This is a genomic window from Olleya sp. KKT75 (assembly GCF_055635485.1).
The window spans coordinates 2,383,501-2,401,719 of the sequence record NZ_CM145759.1; the positions used below are offsets into that span (position 1 = coordinate 2,383,501).

The following is an 18,219-nucleotide window of genomic DNA, read 5'->3' on the forward strand; positions in this document are numbered from 1 at the left end:
TTTAAAATGAATTTTAATGAATTTATCATAGCGTTACCAAAAATAAAAAATATCCCCTTGCCAGCCGAAGCTTCTCAGCTTAAAATGGTACCACCTTACAGACAAGAGTTGGTTAAAAAGCAAGGCGATAATATCAAAAACGCAAGGCAAAGTGCTGTTTTAGCGTTGTTTTACCCTGATTTGGAAGCGCAAACTAAACTGATTTTAATTTTAAGAAAAACCTATAAAGGGGTCCACTCAGGGCAAGTAGGATTTCCGGGAGGTAAAGTAGAAGAGGAAGATCGTGATCTAATGCACACCGCTTTGCGCGAAACGCATGAAGAGGTTGGGGTACATCCAGAGCTAGTCACTGTGTATAAAAAAATGACACAAGTATACATTCCTCCAAGCAATTTTTATGTGCAACCTTATATTGGAGCAGCCATTAAGACACCGACTTTTATCAAACAAGAGACAGAAGTGGAGGATTTATTAGAGGTTTATCTCTCTGATTTGTTAAGTGATAGTAATCTAACCTCTAAAAAAGTTAAAACTAGTTACGGTACTGATGTTGAGGTGCCTGCGTTTTATTTAGGGACACATTTAGTTTGGGGTGCAACAGCAATGATGCTAAGCGAAGTCAAAGACTTGTTAAAAGCTACCCTATAAGTTAAAGGTTTTTCTATATTTGTTATTACTAAATGTAAAAAAAACTATGGGTTTATTTAAAAAAAATCCCTTTGGACATATTCTTTTTGTAAAAAAATGGTTAATCAGAATCTTAGGTCTGTTTACACACAGACGCTTTAGAGGCTTTAACGATTTGCAAATCGAAGGATCAGACGTTATAAAAAATTTACCAGATACTAACGTACTTTTTATATCTAATCATCAAACGTACTTTGCAGATGTAATTGCAATGTTTCATGTATTTAATGCATCCTTAAAAGGGAGAGATGATAATATTAAAAATGTGGGGTATTTATGGAATCCAAAGCTAAACATGTATTATGTGGCAGCTAAAGAAACCATGAAATCAGGTCTGCTACCAAAAATATTTGCTTACACAGGATCTATTAGTATAGAGCGTACTTGGCGTAGTCAAGGTAAAGATATAAACAGGCAAGTAAAAATGTCTGATATTTCTGCCATTAAAAAAGCTTTGGATGACGGTTGGGTAGTTACATTCCCGCAAGGGACCACAACACCATTTAAGCCAATCCGTAAAGGGACAGCGCATATAATAAAACGTTATAAGCCAATAGTAGTACCAATAGTAATTGATGGTTTTAGACGTAGTTTTGATAAAAAGGGATTACGAATTAAAAAGAAAAACGTTTATCAATCTTTCGAGATTAAAGAACCTTTAAAAATTGATTACGAAAACGATACTATTGCAGACATCGTAGAGCAAATAGAATATGCAATAGAGCAACACCCGTCGTTCTTAAAAGTAATACCTCAAAAGGAGTTATTGGCACAAGAAGAGCTTAATAAAAAACGTGAGTTTTTAACTTAGTAGCCACTATTCTTCAATAAAAAACATACAACCATAAAAAAGCCTCAAAGTAAATTTACTTTGAGGCTTTTTTAATTCTAATACTATTTAAAGATTAAACTTCAATCTTCTTTAATTCTTTGTAGTTTCTATTTAATCGCCTTAAAAGGATACCGTAAAGTAACTTGTAAAACAGCCATATAACAGCTACAAAAACGATAGTAACTAACATAAACATTCCAATCATTGCTATATATTGCTTGTTAGTAAAATGATCAATTTTTTCAGCTAATAAAGGGTCATGACTACTAGTGTATATAAACGCTAAGATCATTGATACGGATGCCAAAACTAAATTATAAAGCACATAGTATTTAATGATTTTTCTAGTTTTTAATATGTTTTGCATCAATTTTTTTGCATTGTCTGTAACAGAAATTGATTTGTGCGATCGGTATAATAAATACACAAAAAGTAATATAATAGCATAAGACAAAAGGCTTAAAATTATAAACATATTACTAGTATACATTTCTTCATGTTTGGCTCTGTAAGCATCAGACATCAAAAAAGGCATTGTATTTATGGCGACCCAAAACACCAGTTCTGCAATACTTATATAAAATAACGTCTTTACAATGCTAGACGATTTTTTTAATAGCATTGGATATAGTTGGGCAGTCGATTTTCTTTCAAATTTATCGTCACTCTTAACCCAGTCTTTTTTTAATAATTCTAATTCATCCATAGGTTACGGATTTAAAATGGTTCTTAATTTGGTTTTCACTCTGTTCATCTTCACTCTAGCATTAACCTCAGTAATACCCATTGTTTCACTTATCTCTCTATAATTTTTGTCCTCCAGATACAAAAAGACTAAAGCCTTTTCAATATCATTTAATTGGTGGACAGCGTTGTATAATAATTTTAATTGGTCCTCCTCAGTGCTATCATATTCCTCTGCACTAATCTTAAACTGTACTGTGTCAAATTGCTGAGTGTTGATAGTACGTTTAGACTTTCTGTATAATGTAATGGCGGTATTTAAGCCCACACGATACATCCAAGTGCTAAATTTACTATCCCCTCTAAACTTCGGGAAAGCCTTCCATAGCTGGATGGTTATTTCCTGAAATAAATCGTTGTGCGCATCATAGTTATTGGTATAAAGTCTACAAACTTTATGTACAATATTCTGGTGCTGCTCTAACAATTCAACAAAATTTTGTTCTAATGGTTTACTCAATGGTTATTTGGTTAGTTTAACTATTAGTAGTTAAAATTATAAAGACGTTACACAAATTTAGAATTATTTTTTTTGGGCGTTACCACAAGGGTCGCGTTTTCCGTTAAAATCTTTTTTTGCCATAAGTGGCAGCAAAAAAAGGATACCACTACAACCGCTAACGCGTGTGCTCAGGTTGTCTTAGTGCAGCCCATCCATAAAAATCAACACTTCGGGACTTAATAATTTAAAATCCTTAGTCCTCCGTGCATCTTTGCAGAGTCAAACAATCAAAAACCATTTTTTATTATGAAACTTGCACTAACCCTATTAACATTAATTATCAGTACGCTAGGACTATCTCAAAACACAATCTCAGGTACCGTAACAGACACCAATAACCAACCCGTTTTAGGAGCAAATGTATATCTAGATGGGACGTATGATGGCGCAAGTACACTAGCCGATGGTAGTTTTAGTTTTACAACAACAGCCACAGGGCAACAACGTCTGGTTACGTCTTTCGTGTCTTTTGAGACCTTAACAATAGTCAAAACAGTAACAGCTTTAAAAAACATAAAAATAGTCTTAAAAGAAGACGTAAACACTTTGGACGCAGTCGTTATATCAGCCGGGACCTTTGCAGCAGGAGATAATAGTAAAGTATCGGTATTAAAACCCTTGGATGTAGTTACTACAGCAAGTGCTTTAGGCGATTTTGTAGGCGCATTACAAACCTTACCAGGGACCACAACAGTATCCGAGGATGGGCGCTTGTTTGTACGTGGAGGAGAAGCAGAAGAAACACAAATATTTATTGACGGGATGCGTGTATTTACGCCTTATGCTCCAACCACAAATAACATTCCAACGCGTGGTCGCTACTCGCCATTTTTATTTGACGGAATTACCTTTTCAACAGGTGGTTATAGTGCCGAGTATGGGCAAGCCTTATCTAGTGTTTTAGAGCTTAATACCATAAATCAACCTGATCAAGAAAAAACAGATATTGGTATCATGAGTGTCGGAGCTAGTTTAGGAAACACACAAATATGGGGCAAAAACAGTTTAAGCGTTAACGCGTCGTATATTAATTTAGCACCCTATTTAGAGTTGTTTGAAGATCGTAACGATTGGAAAAAGCCTTTCCAAACCGTTTCTGGCGAAGCTGTTTTTAGACATAAAACAGACAATGGAATCTTAAAATTATACTCCGCTTTTGATACCTCAGACTTTAGTTTAGTTCAGGAAGACATTAATTTAGAAGATGGATTATCCTTTGCTTTAAATAATAAAAACTTCTATTTTAATGGTTCTTATAAAGAAGTTTTAAATAGCGATTGGACCATTTCTGGAGGTTTAAGTTATACCTACGCCAAAGGAAAGGTTAGTATAATTGATAGTAAAATAAATACTACAGAAAACTCTATACATGCTAAGTTAAAACTAAAATACCGAATCAGTAATCGTTTTAAATTAAATTTTGGAGCAGAACAATTTGCTACTAAATTCAACGAAAACTACAACGATCAAGTTATAGATAATGTTAATTATGGGTATAATAATAATAATCTAACAGCAGCATTTACAGAAGCGGATATTTTCTTTTCTAAAAAACTAGCTTTAAAAGCAGGGTTTCGTGCAGAGTATAGTCAGTTATTTGATAAAGTAACAGTATCTCCAAGAGCATCATTAGCTTATAAAACAGGTAGTAAAAGCCAGTTATCATTAGCGTATGGTAATTTTTTCCAACAACCTAACAGTGCTATTTTAAAGTTTGATCAAAATTTAGAAGCACAACAAGCCCAACATTATATTTTAAATTATCAGTTTAATTCCGATGGTAAAATTTTTAGAGCAGAAACCTATTATAAAAAATATAGCGATTTAGTTAAATATGATTCAGATTTTACCAATTTTGAAACTGATTTTGATAATTCAGGAAGTGGTTATGCAAAAGGAATAGATTTGTTTTTTAGAGATAATAAAAGCATCAATAATATTGATTATTGGGTCAGCTATTCATTTTTGGATACAGTACGTAATTATAAAAATTACACGACCTCAGCACAACCTAATTTTGCTAACACACATAACTTATCCGTTGTTGGTAAATATTGGATAGATAGCTGGAAAAGCCAAGTAGGTTTAAGTTATAATTTTGCTTCAGGTAGAACTTACACAGATCCTAATCAAACGGGTTTTTTAAATCAAAAAACTAAATCTTATAATAGCTTAAGTGTTAATTGGGCATACTTATTAAGTCCCCAAAAAATTTTATATTTTTCAGTTAACAATGCCTTAGGATTTAAAAATATTAATGGCTATCAGTATGATAACACAGCAGATTTAAATGGGCGGTTTAATAGGCGAGCATTACGTCCGGCAGCGGATCAGTTTTTCTTCGTAGGTTTCTTTTGGACGATTAGTGAGAAGGGAACAGACAATCAATTAGATAATCTTTAAAAGTTTGGTTTTTAAAGTAAAAGCCATCTAGGGTAGGAAATAAAGGTACATAATGGTTATATTAGTAAATAACTAACTTTAAATTTTCAATGCTATGAAAAATTATGTTTTAAATGCCTTTATTATCTTATCCCTAATTAGTGTTGTGTCGTGTAATAACGATGACGATACTGCGGACAATCCTGAAGAAGTCAACCAAGTCATCGGGGATTGGCAAATGTACCGATCAGAAAGCTTAGAATCTACTTTAGACGAATGGACCGGGACAGAATGGACGCTTGTTGACAGATGGTTTAAAAGTGTTTTTGAAGACTCAGAAATATTAATAACCTTTAATTCCGATGGGACTTTTGCGGAGTTTTATGCAACTGTAGAAACAGCAAATGGAACCTGGGAGAAAATAGAAGACGGACGTTATCTTTACAATTATACAGTAGATGCAGACAATACAAATGATGCTTTTGTGGGGACTAGATTTATAACGGTGTATTGTGATAACACATACTCAGTAACCAAAGAGAATGACGATAGAAGCATTTCTTATTACAGAACAAGAAGTACTACAGAATGCAGTAGTATGATTACATATAATGTTGAATAAACGCAACGTTTTAAATAGTATTAATTAATAGTAAGCAGAGATAAAACTCAGTTTGCTATTTTTTTTTGTTTAGGTTCTACTAAAGCGTATTCACACAAGAATAAGTACACCACGTCAGTTCCAGTACTTCGACGTAGGAGAAGTGTATCGAGAACCGTTACTGTTTGAATAACTTCTCGATACAATTTGCTCGTGCCTCACAAACCACTCGAAGTGGCGATATGTGCGTATAATGTGATAAGGTTTCTGTTTAAGCGTGAGTAAACACATGACGTCAGTTCGAGTGCTTCGACGTAGGAGAAGTGTATCGAGAACCGTTAAAACAAAGGTAAAGACTCAAATTGAGCAATTAAAAACAACTTACCGCATGCTCTAGCATCAGATAACGCGTCGTGATGTTTTAGTGCAATATTATGCACTTTACAACACGCGTCTAATTTAGCTGGTTTGTAGCCTTTATTACGATATAGTTTTAATGTACACTCCCAACGATGTTCCATAATCAAATCAGAATGTGGAATGTTATAATCTGTCATCGTTTTTTGTAAAACAGTACGGTCAAAAGACTCATTGTGCGCAACGGTTGTGATTCCCGAAATCCGTTTTTTTATTTCAGGGTATACCGCTTTAAAATTTGGTGCAAATCGTGTGTCATCCTCAGTAATACCATGGACTTGTATGTTGTGAAAATTATAATCGTTGTTTGGTGGTTGTATCAACGCATGAAACTCGTCCACAATAACCCCGTCTTTAAACGTCACAATTCCTACCGAACAAATATGATGGCTTTTTGCAGTTTCAAAATCTATTGCAGCGAATGTTGATGACATGATTATTTTTTATGTAAATATAATTCAATTTATCTATTACCCGTGCACACCACGCTGTCTCCAAACTAAAAATGCTATTAAAAACCCAATGATCATGTAAATAGCATGTGCGATACGTATATCATTTTCCGTGGGGCCAATAAAAGTTTCAACTTTTGTTCCTAAGCTAAACCAATAGATAAAAAAAGCAAGCACGACTAAAATTATACTTCCAATGGTACCGCTAACTAATAAAACGTGTTTGGTAGTAAAGAAGAAATTTGCTGCTAATGCACCCCAAAAAAAGGTTAGGACATATAACCCATTATCAGTATAAGTTTTTATAATTCGGCTAATAGTGTCGTTATCTGTCGTTGTATCTACAGCTAGATAAATATCAAATGCAATTAGTAATAAAAATAAAGTAATTATTAAATACTGTACTTTTTTGATAAAAGTATCTTGGTCTAACAGTTGGTTTATTGGTTGCATATTTTTAATTGTTTAAGGCGAAATTAATAAACTCTTCATGGCGTTGAGACCATATAAAATGCCCAAATAGTAGCCCAGAAATTAATAGTAATACTTGGTGTTTCGTTTTTATAATTAAATCTTTAGGTAATTTTCTACCATAGATAATCATGATTATAACAATTAGCACTAATGCAATTGGCGGGATTTCCCAATGGGTAATAAAAATATCTAAAACAGGCTTTTTACTACCTAAAAAAAAGTGACCTCCAAATACACCCCAAACAAAAGTTATAAAAAAGTACTTATTGTGACTCCAGTTTTTAATAACAACATTAATAGTGTCGTTTTTATACTTATTAATGTTTAAAAGTAAATTAAGGAGTATTAATAATCCGATGATACTAAATACAATAATTTCGACTGTTTTAATAGACATAAGTAACTGGTTTTGATGATTTAAAGTTACTGTTTTGTCAGGTAAATACAATAGCTATGTTTATGTAACTGAATACGACTTACAATTCAGCCTAAAAAAATAACAGTTGGGTCATGCTTTTTTTTAATAAGCCGGTTTGTGCAGCATCTTTGTAGTGTAATTAATAACTCTATAATCATGTATAAATTAACTTTTACTATTGTGTTTTTTATAACGTCAATGTTACAAGCACAAACCACGTATAAATCAGGAATGAACAAAGCTTTTGAGCTTTGGGAACAAGGTCAAATAACAGAAGCTTCTAATTTATTTGAGCGCATTGCAACTGCAGAAACCGATAATTGGTTGCCTTCATATTATGCTGCGCAAGTATTAATCTTGGACGGATTTTCTAAATTAAAAGAGAAAGATGTTTTAGATGCTCAGTTAAAAAAAGCACAAGGTTTTGTGGATAATGCGACTGCCCAGTCTAAAGATAATCCCGAAATTATGGTCTTGCAAGCTATGCTGCACATGGTTTATGTAGTTAGTGATGGTGCAACTTATGGGATGACGTTATCTGGTAAAATAAATGCTTTATATAGCCAAGCAGCACAATTAGCGCCTGATAATCCAAGAGTTATGTTAAGTAAAGCAGAATGGGATATGGGGACCGCAAAGTATTTTGGGAAAGATACTAAGCCATTTTGTGAGCAAATAGAAAAATCTCTGCAACTTTTTGCTAACTTTAAACCAGAAACAGCATTTGATCCAAATTGGGGACAAGAGCGTGCAGAACAATTAACTAAAGCTTGTAACCAATAGCTATAGTGCGTGTTTTAAAAGTAATAACTATGAATAAAATTTTAAAAAATATTGCTTTAACCTTTGTAATTGGGTGCTTAGTTTTTGTTGTTGGACAATACATGTCTAATGGATTTAGCTACGATTCGGTTGGGCAATTTATAGAGGATTTTATATTCTATCAGTTATATGCTTTTGTTTTAGGGTTTTCTAATATGACGTTTTTTAGTTTTATGGAACGTATCAATTGGAAACCTGGAGCGTATATTAAAAGAATCCTTCTAGGTATTGTTGGTTCTACGTTAATTACACTTTTAGGCTTGTTTTTATTAAGAGCTTTCACATCTATTGTTTACGTAGGTAACTCGTTTAAATTTTTTATTGCTAACGAGTCATGGAGTGGTTACTCCTTTGGGCTATGGATAACGTTGACCATAGTATCTGTGTTTCATGTGGTTTATTTTTATAACAGATTTCAGAAAAATAAATTAAAAGAACAAAAAGTTATTGCTGGTACGGCAAGCGCAAAATTTGATGCTTTAAAAAACCAATTGGATCCTCATTTTTTATTTAATAGCTTAAATGTATTAACTAGTTTAATTGAAGAAAATCCAGAAAGCGCACAAAAATTTACGACTAGCTTATCTAAAGTTTATCGTTATGTTTTAGAACAGAAAAATAAAGAATTAGTTACAGTAGATGAAGAGTTAAAATTCGCAAAAACATATATGTCTTTACTTAAAATGAGATTTGAAGACAGCATCATCTTTGATATTCCAGAACAGGCTTTAGACCCAGAAAGTAAAGTGGTGCCATTAGCGTTACAGTTGTTACTAGAAAATGCTGTAAAGCATAATATTGTTACTAGTGGCAAACCGTTACATATTAAGATTTATGAAACCGAACAAAATCTAGTTGTAGAAAACAATCTGCAACCTAAACAAATTGTAAAAAAGAGTAGTGGTGTTGGCTTAGAAAATATCAAACAACGCTACCAATTATTAACTAATAAGCGTGTCAGTATTAATCAGAATAGCACTAGTTTTTTAGTGTCAATACCAATGCTTAGTAAAGAAATTTTGATAATGAAACAAATACCACAAAAACAGTTAGACGACTCTTACGTTAGAGCCCGTAAACATGTAGAAGAATTAAAAGAGTTTTACTATAACCTGATATCGTACTGTATTGTTATTCCGTTTTTAATTTTTATTAATTATAAAACAAGTTGGGACTATAAATGGTTTTTCTTTCCAATGTTTGGTTGGGCGGTAGGCTTATCTTTTCACGCTTATAAAGTGTTTGTAAATGATGGTATGCTTGGTAAATCATGGGAAGACAAGAAGATTAGAAAGTTTATGGAAGAGGATAATCAACAACGTTATAATTAAATTAGCGCATTATGAAAAATGACATTGATACATATCTGGAAGACAATCAGCAATCTAGATTTGAAAAAGAAGAAGCGTATTTAAGAGCTAAGAAAAAAGTGGATAAAATTGTCGGTTTTTATTGGCACTTTGCAATCTATATTGTCGTTAATATTTTTTTAATAGTAATGATTTATTCTAAGTCAGGAGAACCGTTTTGGAGTTTTGCTGTCTGGTCTACTCCTTTATTTTGGGGAATAGGCGTTGGGTTTCATTTTTTAGGCGTTTTTGGTACGGATTACCTCTTTGGAAAAGACTGGGAACAGCGTAAAATTGAAAAATACATGAATAAAGAAAAGAACAATAGACGCTGGGAGTAGGTGATTAGAGGAAGTTTAAAAGGCAAAAGGCAAAAGGCAAAAGGCAAAAGTTGTAAGGGATAAGTTGAAAATTAATTAGAACTAGCGATAGCCTATTAGTCTTAAATTTTTTTAATTGAAACCTATCTAGAATAATAGAGTAAAATAATATAACAAACCAACCAAATTATAGTACTAATGAAAGTCATAATTATAGAAGACGAAAAACCATCTGCAAGACGTTTAAAACGGATGTTAGAAGCAATTGATATTACTGCGGAAACAATGTTGCATTCGGTGGAAGAATCTATCCAATGGTTTAATAATAACCCACATCCAGATGTTATCTTTTTAGACATTCAGCTTAGTGATGGTTTGTCTTTTGAGATTTTTGATCAGGTTGAGGTTAAATCGGCTATTATATTTACAACCGCTTATGACGAATATGCTTTGCAAGCTTTTAAACTAAATAGTATCGATTATTTATTAAAACCTATCGATGATGAAGATTTGGAAACAGCTGTTGCTAAATACAAAACTAGGCTTCCGCAGAAAACTAATATTGCCTTAGATTTTGAGGATATTAAAAAGTTATTGATTAATCCAATTGACCGGGTTTATAAAAAACGGTTTTCGGTTAAAGTAGGGCAACATTTAAAATTAGTAAATATTGATGATGTAGAGTGCTTTTACAGCGAAAACAAAGGGACTTATCTATATACTACGGAAGGTCGAAATTATTTATTAGACACCACATTAGAGGCTTTGGAAAATGAATTGGAACCAGATACCTTTTTTAGAATCAATCGTAAATTCTTTATTAATATAAATGCTATTAAAGACATTATAAGCTACACTAATTCGCGTTTACAAATAAAGCTTAACAATTATAATGAAGATGAGGTTATTGTGGCTAGAGAGCGTGTAAAGGATTTTAAAGAGTGGTTAGAGTAATGTTTACTCTTCTTCGTCTTCAATTCTGTTGTCATCAAAAGCACTTGGTAATAATTTAGGTATAAATTTAACTACTAATGGTAATAGTAAAGCACCACCGGGTAGTAAAAATATAGCCAAACTTGGTACCGATTTAAAGATGTCAAGTAACTGTTCCTGAACTTTTCTTTGTTCTTCTTTACTTAAATCTCTAACAGTCGATTTTGATAATAAAATAACCAGTTCTTTACTTTCTAATAACTCCTTTGTTAAGCGTTTACTGTTACGTTTAATTAGCTTAAACACCATGTTAGTAGAGTTATCGTAAAATGTTTTTACAATATTTTTAGAGCCTAATAACGGTACTTTTTGTCTGTACGTTTTATAAAATTCTTCAATGGTTTTTGAAGCTTCGTCTGTCTGATGTTGTGTTAGATTAAGGTTTTCGCCTAAAGTATTTAAAAATACAACTTCTTCGTTATCCAATGTTGCATCCGTCCAAGTAGCCATAGCTGCTAGGTCTAAACAATAGCGCGAAAATAAATTGCTATCCACATTTTTAATAGCTTCGTTATATAATAACACAGTATCACGCTGGTAGCGTAATGATTGCTCAAACAGATTGATTAAACTTTTATCGTATTCAGATTTTTCTTTTTTACTATTTAAAGTATTCAAAACAATACTTTCTATTATAGCTTCGTAGCGCTGTATATAGTTTTCACTTATTGCGCCTGTTTTTAAATACTGTCTAAACGCTAAAACATCTACAAAAAGTAAGGCGTTGGTAATAAAATAGTTAAAACTTTTATCAATAAGGTTGTCGTCTATTTGTATACGCTTATTAATAATGTTCTCGGTTTGATCTTTTACATCTTTAGACGCTATTATAGATTGTAAAAAAGAGACTCTTTTTTTATTAATAGTGTTGTAAAAATTAACAACTTCTGTATAAAAATCTTGACTAGTATTATGGTTAGTATAGGCAATAAGTAAAGCAATTACTAAATTTATTTTACAAATTTCGTCTGCTTCAAAATCATCATTTTCAATCCAGTTATTTACAATCGTTACGTTGCTTCCGTATATAAAACCACAGTCTCTAAAATGTCTGTAATACACTTCTAAGTCTTTGTCTTTAAAGAGTTTTTCGGGTTTTAGCTCTTTAATTAATTTTTTAATCCAGCCTGAAGCAGATGGGTTCATTGTTGTTTGTAATTATAAGGTCAAAGATACTTTTTTAAAATTATTTTTCACATTTTTTCAAAAAAACTAAACTTTTATAAAACCGCTATTGTAAAAGTTGCGTAAGTGTCTTCGAGAACCAAAAATATAAATTAACAAAAATCTCAAAAACATTATGAAAAATTTCAAATTTATTTTAGGAGTAGGTGTATTTGCAGCAGCAAGTTTCTTCTTCTTATCAGCAGATCACATTGATGCCCCAGCAGTACAAGGTGGTACAAGTGACATTACAGACTTTTACGCTTTTCAGGGTGAAGACACAAACAATTTAGTATTTGTAGCAAACGTGCAAGGGTTATTAAGTCCTACCGCATCAGCTAGTGCTAGTTTTGACGAAAACGTCATGATCGAGTTTAACATTGACAATACAGGAGACAATGTTGAAGATTTAGTAATCCAAGCTATACCAAGAGATGGTAAAATGTACTTTTTTGGACCAGTGGCTCCAGGTACAACAGGTTTAAGTAGTACAATTTTGACTAATGCAACGCAAACTGCAGTAGATATTACTGCTTATGGTGAAACTGCAATGACTGAGTCAAGTAATGGTATTACTGCTTTTGCAGGACCAAGAGATGATCCTTTTTTCTTTGATTTTAACCAATATTCTGCAATTATTGGTGGTACTGCTACAGCATTTAACAATCCTGGAACAGACACTTTTGCTGGTAGTAATGTAATGTCTATAGTAATTGAAGTACCAAAAGCAATGATTGGTGGATCTGGAACAATAAATACTTGGGTAGAATCTAAGTCTAAATAATAACAAACTTTTTAAAACTTACAAATTATGAAAAATTTCAAAAATATATTTACCGTACTTCTATTAACATTGGTAGCGTTTAACTGTTCAGACGATGATGATGCAACAGGTATAGTTACACCAACAGGACCAGATTTTGCGGGTACTTATACACAACAAGACCAAATGGGTAGACCGGCTGTAAATACAGTATTTGTGTCTTCAGGATCTAAAGATATGTTTAACACAACAGTACCAACTGCTCAAAGTGGTGCTTTTCAAGCCATGTTTGAAACTAACTTAACAACATTAAGTCCAGCTTTTGCAAATGCAGGAGACGCTAATGCTTTAGGACAAGATGCTGCTACTTTTACAGGATTGTTAGCTACAGATGTGCTTAATGTGTCTTTAGACGGGACAACTACTTTTTATGACGGTACAAATGTTTTAACAGGGCGTACTTTGGCTGATGATGTTATTACTGTAGAGTTATTATTGATTTTTGGTGGAGAAGATTTTACCGAAAACCCTACACTATCTAATGATAATGTAGATGCAAATGATAAAGCATTTTTAACATCTTTCCCTTATTTAGCGTCTCCTTGGTAGACCAAATTTTAACCTAGAGTACTTTTAACTTACTCTAGGTTTTTATTATTTCCATTTCCCAAAACAACAAACAACAAAACATTATGAACACAAAACTATACATGCTACTACTTGTTATAATCACAGCAACTAGTTGTTCAGAAAACACTAAAAACATTACTAATCCAGAAGATTATAACCAGTTTTTATCTTTAAAAACAAATACTGAAACGGTCAATGCAACTTCAGAATATGATTTTTGGTCCAATAAGCTAGAGATAGCACCAAACCAAATTTCTTATTTATCTCAAATAGCAGGTGCAGAATCTAGGTTATTTAAATCTACAGGATCTATCAGTCATCTTAAAAATGCTGAACATGCATTAGTAACTTTAAACGAAAAAACACAATATAAAACTGCCGGATACTTAAGGGCTTTGGCACGTAATTATATTTCTCAACATAAATTTAAATCAGCTTTAGTACTACTTAATAAAGCGGAAGAAAATGGTCAAAACCTTGATGGTACTCAAAAAATGCTTTTTGATGTGCATATGGAATTAGGGAACTATAATCTAGCTAAAAACTATCTAGAAACGGTTAAGGATTTAAACAATTTTGGTTATTTAATTAGATTGTCTAAATGGAGTGATCATAATGGCGATTTAGATTCGGCAATAAAATATTTAGAAAAAGCAACAGCTAAAGCAGAGTCTTCTAAACTAGATAATTTAAAAGAATGGTCTTATACTAATCTTGCCGATTTTTATGGGCACGATGGACAAATACAACAATCTTATAATCATTATTTAAAAGCATTAGCTCTAAATCCAAACGACGCTTATGCTAAAAAAGGAATTGCTTGGATTGTTTATTCTCATGAAAAAAATCCAACAGAAGCTAATCGTATTTTGGATGCCATTACACAATTACATAATGCACCAGATTATTTGTTGTTTAAGGCTGAAATTGCAGAATTTCAGAATAAAGAGTTAATTAAAAATAACTATTTAAAGTCTTATTTTTTAGCAATTGAAGATCGTGATTATGGCGATATGTATAATGTGTATTCTTCAAAAATATTAGCAGAAAGTAAAAGCGAAAAAGCAATTGCCTTAGCTAAAATAGAAGTAGAAAATAGACCAACACCGCTATCTTATGATTTATTAGCATGGAGTTATTTTAATAATGATAATCCTACCGAAGCTTTAAAAATAGCAGAACAATACGTTGCGGGCAAAACATTTGAACCAGAAGTACAGTATCATTTAGCAAAAATTTATAAGGCTAATGGTAAGTTAAAAGAAGTTGCAATGTTAAAAGAGGATTTATTAGACAGTGGGTATGAATTAGGACCTTTAACTTTTAAAAATGTCAATAATTTATAATATTTGCGCCCATGAAAAAATCACTTCTTTTAATAGTTTTAGTAGGTTTTATTTTTTCCGCTAAAGCTCAGACTATTAAGGGGATTGTTCTAAGTGACAATCAACCTTTAGAGAATGCTTATGTATATAATAAAAACTCAAAACAACATGCACACACTAACCAATTAGGGCAATTTGTAATTAATGAAACTAAAGTTGGAGACAGTTTAGTTATTGGGTTACTAGGGTATCAAAAGCAAAACATCTTGTTAACAAAAGGGCTTTTAAATTCGTCATTAATTATTAATTTAGAAACGAAAGCTTTTTTATTAGACGAGTTGGTTTTAACAGAGCCGGTTAATGTTATTAATAGCATGGTTAAGATTGATTTGGCGACGAGTCCTATAAATTCTTCTCAAGAAATTTTAAGGAAAGTACCTGGTTTAATTATTGGTCAACACGCTGGTGGTGGTAAAGCTGAGCAACTGTTTTTAAGAGGTTTTGATGTAGACCACGGGACTGATGTTGGCCTATCTGTAGACGGTATGCCTGTTAATATGGTGTCTCATGCACATGGTCAAGGGTATAGTGATTTACACTTTTTAATACCAGAAACAATTAATACAATTAGTTTTGGAAAAGGACCTTATTATGCTAATCATGGCGATTTTAATACTGCTGGATTTGTAGATTTTAAGACTAAAGACAAGTTAGATGATAATTTAATTAGTTTTTCTGCGGGTCAGTTTAATTCACTTAGAACTTTAGGTATGTTTAATCTTTTGGATAAAAACAATTCTCAAAATGCCTATGTTGCTGTAGAATATATTGAAACGGACGGTCCTTTTAAGTCACCACAAAATTTTGATAGATTAAACCTTATTGGTAAGTATAATGCCTTTATAAACTCTAATTCTAAAGTCGCGTTAACGTTAAGTCATTTTACCAGTCAATGGGATGCATCAGGGCAAATCCCGCAGCGTTTAGTAGATAACGGAACGCTTTCTAATTTTGGAGCGGTAGATGATACGGAAGGAGGAGAAACTAGTCGTACAAATTTTAATATTCAGCACAGTACTGTTTTAGATAATGATGTTGAAATGCAAACCAATGCGTTTTATTCAAATTATAAGTTTCAGTTGTATTCAAATTTCACCTTTTTCTTGGACGACCCAATAAATGGAGATCAAATTAAGCAAAAAGAAAACCGAAATATTTTTGGATTTAATACACAGTTCAAAAAAAACGTAGATTATAATACGTTTGATATTAGTTATACTTCAGGAGTTGGTTTACGATATGATGATGTTAATGATATAGAATTGTCACATACTTTAAATAGAAAAACAACTTTAGAAAATATACAACTAGGAGATGTTATTCAGCGTAATTTATATGGGTTTTTTAATGCTGAAATTGATTTAGGAAAAGTAAAAATTACACCAGCAGTACGTTTGGAGTATATCAAGTTTCAGTACCAAGATCAATTAAGTGATACGTATAGTAATCTGACACAAAGTGAAGTTGCTGTATTACCAAAATTAAGTATTCAATATAATCAGAATAATAATTTGCAATGGTTTTTAAAATCAGGAATTGGATTTCACTCAAACGATTCTAGAGTGGTATTAAATCAAAATATAGATAATGCTTTACCAAAAGCATATGGCGTCGATTTTGGTAACATTTGGAAACCATCAAGTAAAGTTGTTTTAAATACGGCATTATGGTATTTGTTTTCTGAAGAAGAATTTGTGTACGTTGGTGATGCCGGAATTATTGAGCCTAGCGGTAAATCTGAGCGTTATGGATTGGATTTAGGGATAAGATATCAGTTGTCAGACAACGTCTATTTTAATACAGATGCAACGTTAACTAGAGCAAGAAGTTTAGAAGAAACGGATGGTAACGATTATATACCATTAGCTCCAGATTTTACTTTAGTAGGTGGGGTGTCTTTTAAGGATATTAATAATTTTTCAGGAGGAATAAATTACAGGTATGTGGATGACAGACCTGCAAACGAGGATAATTCGGTTCAAGCCGAAGGTTATTTTGTAACCGATCTAAACCTGAACTATGCTTTTAATACCCAATGGAAATTAGGCGTAAGTATTGAAAATGTTTTTGATACTGATTGGAAGGAAACTCAGTTTTTAACAGAGTCAAGATTACAAAATGAAGCCCAGGCTGTAGAAGAAATACATTTTACACCAGGAACACCATTTTATTTTAAAACGACATTAAGTTATTCGTTTTAAAAACAATAAAACCTTACCCATAAAATTTACGTAAGTATAGTGCAATCAATTTAGGGAAATAATTAATTGCATAACTAACAAGTATAATGTTTGATTCTATGAAAAAGTAAGGTTGGTTTTTGTTAGTTTGTTTTGAAAGTGTTTGATAATTTAAATTATCAAACACTTTCTTGTTTCTAATCCTTTGGTAGTGTTTTTATAAGTTGAATGTACTCCAATAAAAAAGACACCACATTGGGTGTCTTTTTTATTACTATTTAAAATTAGGATTTGTTATAATGACGCTAATACTCCTAATGTGTATAGTTGTTCCATTGTTGGTGTCGGACTTCCGCCAGCAGGCTCTAACGTTATACCAAAAGCTTGAGATTTATTAACGTTTTTAAGCTTAAAAATCTTGTTGTCATCCTGTATAAAGTCGTTTATTGTACCTAAACTAGTAGGTGTTAACGGGTTTAATGTTAACGACCATACTTGGTACTCTTTACCTTCAGGTGGTTCCGGTAAACCTTTTAAATCTAAATAGACTGTATCATCTTTTTTGTCCCAATATACGTTAGCATAAGCTCCTGGAGCGGCTGCTTGACCTTCTAAAGGGATATTAATAATACTTTTGTCTCTAATTATATTTAGTAAGTTTTTAGTTTCGGCTAAATCTGTTTTAGAAGTTTCCATCTGGATTTCTAAAAAGTCTTTTTCCGTCGTAACCGTTTGTATTTGATTTTCTAAAGTAGATTTCATATTAATAGTCCAAATTAATCCACCTGCTAATACTACAGCAGCTGCCCAACCTGAATAATTTATCCATTTAGTTTTAGATCTATTTAAGCTAATAACTTTACCAGAAGTACTATTATTATTATTATTATTTAATCGCCCTTTAATAGTATTAAACGAAATATCTTTTTTAGGAGAGACGCTTGCTGTTAGTTTTACTATGGCTGCCTCAATCTCTAAAACTTCTTTTAATACTTCAGGGTGTTTTAACATTAGGTCATACACTTCTTTACTCTCTGTTTCAGAAAGCTGACCTGCAACGTATAGTTCTAGTATACCTGAGTTTATGTAGTCGTTAATGTTCAT

General features: G+C 32.3%; 17 protein-coding genes and 2 pseudogenes. 12 read left to right on the forward strand and 7 right to left on the reverse strand.

Annotation, left to right across the window (positions count from 1 at the left end; all coding sequences use genetic code 11):
• Positions 1-6: 6 nt before the first annotated feature.
• On the forward strand, positions 7-648 hold the full coding sequence (locus ACZ2G2_RS10715) for an NUDIX hydrolase (protein ID WP_470392077.1): 642 nt from the start codon (positions 7-9) through the stop codon (positions 646-648).
• Between the two features lie 46 nt (positions 649-694).
• The gene (locus tag ACZ2G2_RS10720; protein ID WP_090839765.1) at positions 695-1,498 is read left to right on the forward strand and encodes a lysophospholipid acyltransferase family protein; all 804 of its coding nucleotides are present in this window, start codon (positions 695-697) and stop codon (positions 1,496-1,498) included.
• Positions 1,499-1,592: 94 nt separating this feature from the next.
• Here the strand turns inward: ACZ2G2_RS10720 and ACZ2G2_RS10725 are convergent, their stop codons facing one another.
• Together ACZ2G2_RS10725 and ACZ2G2_RS10730 are read right to left on the reverse strand one after the other, a co-directional pair.
• Positions 1,593-2,225 carry a hypothetical protein gene (locus tag ACZ2G2_RS10725; RefSeq protein ID WP_272022709.1) on the reverse strand — a complete coding sequence of 211 codons (633 nt, stop codon included), beginning with the start codon at positions 2,223-2,225 and terminating at the stop codon, positions 1,593-1,595.
• Between the two features lie 3 nt (positions 2,226-2,228).
• Positions 2,229-2,723 carry an RNA polymerase sigma factor gene (locus ACZ2G2_RS10730; protein WP_101203196.1) on the reverse strand — a complete coding sequence of 165 codons (495 nt, stop codon included), beginning with the start codon at positions 2,721-2,723 and terminating at the stop codon, positions 2,229-2,231.
• A gap of 288 nt (positions 2,724-3,011) precedes the next feature.
• Between ACZ2G2_RS10730 and ACZ2G2_RS10735 the strand changes: the two genes are divergently transcribed.
• On the forward strand, positions 3,012-5,168 hold the full coding sequence (locus tag ACZ2G2_RS10735) for a TonB-dependent receptor (protein WP_470392078.1): 2,157 nt from the start codon (positions 3,012-3,014) through the stop codon (positions 5,166-5,168).
• Between the two features lie 94 nt (positions 5,169-5,262).
• A complete protein-coding gene (locus ACZ2G2_RS10740; RefSeq protein WP_470392079.1) occupies positions 5,263-5,769 on the forward strand; it encodes a hypothetical protein in 507 nt (168 codons plus the stop codon).
• A 317-nt stretch (positions 5,770-6,086) separates the two neighbouring features.
• Here ACZ2G2_RS10740 and ACZ2G2_RS10745 read toward each other — a convergent pair whose 3' ends face one another.
• The 3 genes from ACZ2G2_RS10745 to ACZ2G2_RS10755 are packed head-to-tail and all read right to left on the reverse strand — an operon-like array spanning position 6,087 to position 7,488.
• Positions 6,087-6,599 carry a 3'-5' exonuclease gene (locus ACZ2G2_RS10745; RefSeq protein ID WP_090839755.1) on the reverse strand — a complete coding sequence of 171 codons (513 nt, stop codon included), beginning with the start codon at positions 6,597-6,599 and terminating at the stop codon, positions 6,087-6,089.
• A 36-nt stretch (positions 6,600-6,635) separates the two neighbouring features.
• Positions 6,636-7,070 (reverse strand): hypothetical protein, encoded by a 435-nt coding sequence (locus tag ACZ2G2_RS10750; RefSeq protein WP_470392080.1) that lies wholly within the window; start codon positions 7,068-7,070, stop codon positions 6,636-6,638.
• 4 nt (positions 7,071-7,074) lie between these two features.
• Positions 7,075-7,488, reverse strand: a complete 414-nt coding sequence (locus ACZ2G2_RS10755; protein ID WP_282068429.1) for a hypothetical protein — start codon at positions 7,486-7,488, stop codon at positions 7,075-7,077.
• Between the two features lie 177 nt (positions 7,489-7,665).
• Here ACZ2G2_RS10755 and ACZ2G2_RS10760 point away from each other — a divergent pair, with 177 nt between their 5' ends.
• The 4 genes from ACZ2G2_RS10760 (at position 7,666) to ACZ2G2_RS10775 (ending at position 10,954) form a co-directional block, all read left to right on the forward strand.
• The gene (locus tag ACZ2G2_RS10760) at positions 7,666-8,292 is read left to right on the forward strand and encodes a hypothetical protein (protein ID WP_470392081.1); all 627 of its coding nucleotides are present in this window, start codon (positions 7,666-7,668) and stop codon (positions 8,290-8,292) included.
• Positions 8,293-8,321: 29 nt separating this feature from the next.
• Positions 8,322-9,662, forward strand: coding sequence for a 2TM domain-containing protein (locus ACZ2G2_RS10765; RefSeq protein WP_470392082.1), 1,341 nt, complete (start codon positions 8,322-8,324; stop codon positions 9,660-9,662).
• 11 nt (positions 9,663-9,673) lie between these two features.
• A complete protein-coding gene (locus tag ACZ2G2_RS10770) occupies positions 9,674-10,021 on the forward strand; it encodes a 2TM domain-containing protein (RefSeq protein ID WP_470392083.1) in 348 nt (115 codons plus the stop codon).
• Between the two features lie 177 nt (positions 10,022-10,198).
• Positions 10,199-10,954, forward strand: a complete 756-nt coding sequence (locus ACZ2G2_RS10775) for a LytR/AlgR family response regulator transcription factor (protein WP_090839744.1) — start codon at positions 10,199-10,201, stop codon at positions 10,952-10,954.
• A gap of 3 nt (positions 10,955-10,957) precedes the next feature.
• Here ACZ2G2_RS10775 and ACZ2G2_RS10780 read toward each other — a convergent pair whose 3' ends face one another.
• Positions 10,958-12,139 carry an LETM1-related biofilm-associated protein gene (locus ACZ2G2_RS10780; protein ID WP_470392084.1) on the reverse strand — a complete coding sequence of 394 codons (1,182 nt, stop codon included), beginning with the start codon at positions 12,137-12,139 and terminating at the stop codon, positions 10,958-10,960.
• 154 nt (positions 12,140-12,293) lie between these two features.
• On the opposite strand from ACZ2G2_RS10780, the pseudogene ACZ2G2_RS10785 reads away from it, so the two are divergent.
• The 4 genes and pseudogenes from ACZ2G2_RS10785 to ACZ2G2_RS10800 form a co-directional block, all read left to right on the forward strand.
• Positions 12,294-12,566: pseudogene (locus tag ACZ2G2_RS10785) on the forward strand (DUF4331 family protein); the annotation flags it as partial.
• 33 nt (positions 12,567-12,599) lie between these two features.
• Positions 12,600-13,529 (forward strand): annotated as a pseudogene (locus tag ACZ2G2_RS10790) (DUF4331 family protein).
• 83 nt (positions 13,530-13,612) lie between these two features.
• Entirely contained in the window at positions 13,613-14,896 is a 1,284-nt protein-coding gene (locus ACZ2G2_RS10795) for a tetratricopeptide repeat protein (RefSeq protein ID WP_470392085.1), read from the forward strand.
• A gap of 11 nt (positions 14,897-14,907) precedes the next feature.
• Positions 14,908-17,136 (forward strand): TonB-dependent receptor, encoded by a 2,229-nt coding sequence (locus ACZ2G2_RS10800; protein WP_470392086.1) that lies wholly within the window; start codon positions 14,908-14,910, stop codon positions 17,134-17,136.
• 273 nt (positions 17,137-17,409) lie between these two features.
• Here the strand turns inward: ACZ2G2_RS10800 and ACZ2G2_RS10805 are convergent, their stop codons facing one another.
• Positions 17,410-18,219 carry an anti-sigma factor gene (locus ACZ2G2_RS10805; RefSeq protein WP_470392087.1) on the reverse strand — a complete coding sequence of 270 codons (810 nt, stop codon included), beginning with the start codon at positions 18,217-18,219 and terminating at the stop codon, positions 17,410-17,412.

Bases quoted from the DNA above. Each gene is read 5' to 3' on its own strand.
- ACZ2G2_RS10715 (WP_470392077.1), top strand. From the start codon at position 7: ATGAATTTTAATGAATTTATCATAGCGTTACCAAAAATAAAAAATATC.
- ACZ2G2_RS10720 (WP_090839765.1), top strand. From the start codon at position 695: ATGGGTTTATTTAAAAAAAATCCCTTTGGACATATTCTTTTTGTAAAA.
- ACZ2G2_RS10725 (WP_272022709.1), bottom strand. From the start codon at position 2,225: ATGGATGAATTAGAATTATTAAAAAAAGACTGGGTTAAGAGTGACGAT.
- ACZ2G2_RS10735 (WP_470392078.1), top strand. From the start codon at position 3,012: ATGAAACTTGCACTAACCCTATTAACATTAATTATCAGTACGCTAGGA.
- ACZ2G2_RS10740 (WP_470392079.1), top strand. From the start codon at position 5,263: ATGAAAAATTATGTTTTAAATGCCTTTATTATCTTATCCCTAATTAGT.
- ACZ2G2_RS10745 (WP_090839755.1), bottom strand. From the start codon at position 6,599: ATGTCATCAACATTCGCTGCAATAGATTTTGAAACTGCAAAAAGCCAT.
- ACZ2G2_RS10750 (WP_470392080.1), bottom strand. From the start codon at position 7,070: ATGCAACCAATAAACCAACTGTTAGACCAAGATACTTTTATCAAAAAA.
- ACZ2G2_RS10755 (WP_282068429.1), bottom strand. From the start codon at position 7,488: ATGTCTATTAAAACAGTCGAAATTATTGTATTTAGTATCATCGGATTA.
- ACZ2G2_RS10760 (WP_470392081.1), top strand. From the start codon at position 7,666: ATGTATAAATTAACTTTTACTATTGTGTTTTTTATAACGTCAATGTTA.
- ACZ2G2_RS10765 (WP_470392082.1), top strand. From the start codon at position 8,322: ATGAATAAAATTTTAAAAAATATTGCTTTAACCTTTGTAATTGGGTGC.
- ACZ2G2_RS10770 (WP_470392083.1), top strand. From the start codon at position 9,674: ATGAAAAATGACATTGATACATATCTGGAAGACAATCAGCAATCTAGA.
- ACZ2G2_RS10775 (WP_090839744.1), top strand. From the start codon at position 10,199: ATGAAAGTCATAATTATAGAAGACGAAAAACCATCTGCAAGACGTTTA.
- ACZ2G2_RS10780 (WP_470392084.1), bottom strand. From the start codon at position 12,139: ATGAACCCATCTGCTTCAGGCTGGATTAAAAAATTAATTAAAGAGCTA.
- ACZ2G2_RS10795 (WP_470392085.1), top strand. From the start codon at position 13,613: ATGAACACAAAACTATACATGCTACTACTTGTTATAATCACAGCAACT.
- ACZ2G2_RS10800 (WP_470392086.1), top strand. From the start codon at position 14,908: ATGAAAAAATCACTTCTTTTAATAGTTTTAGTAGGTTTTATTTTTTCC.
- ACZ2G2_RS10805 (WP_470392087.1), bottom strand. From the start codon at position 18,219: ATGAACATTAACGACTACATAAACTCAGGTATACTAGAACTATACGTT.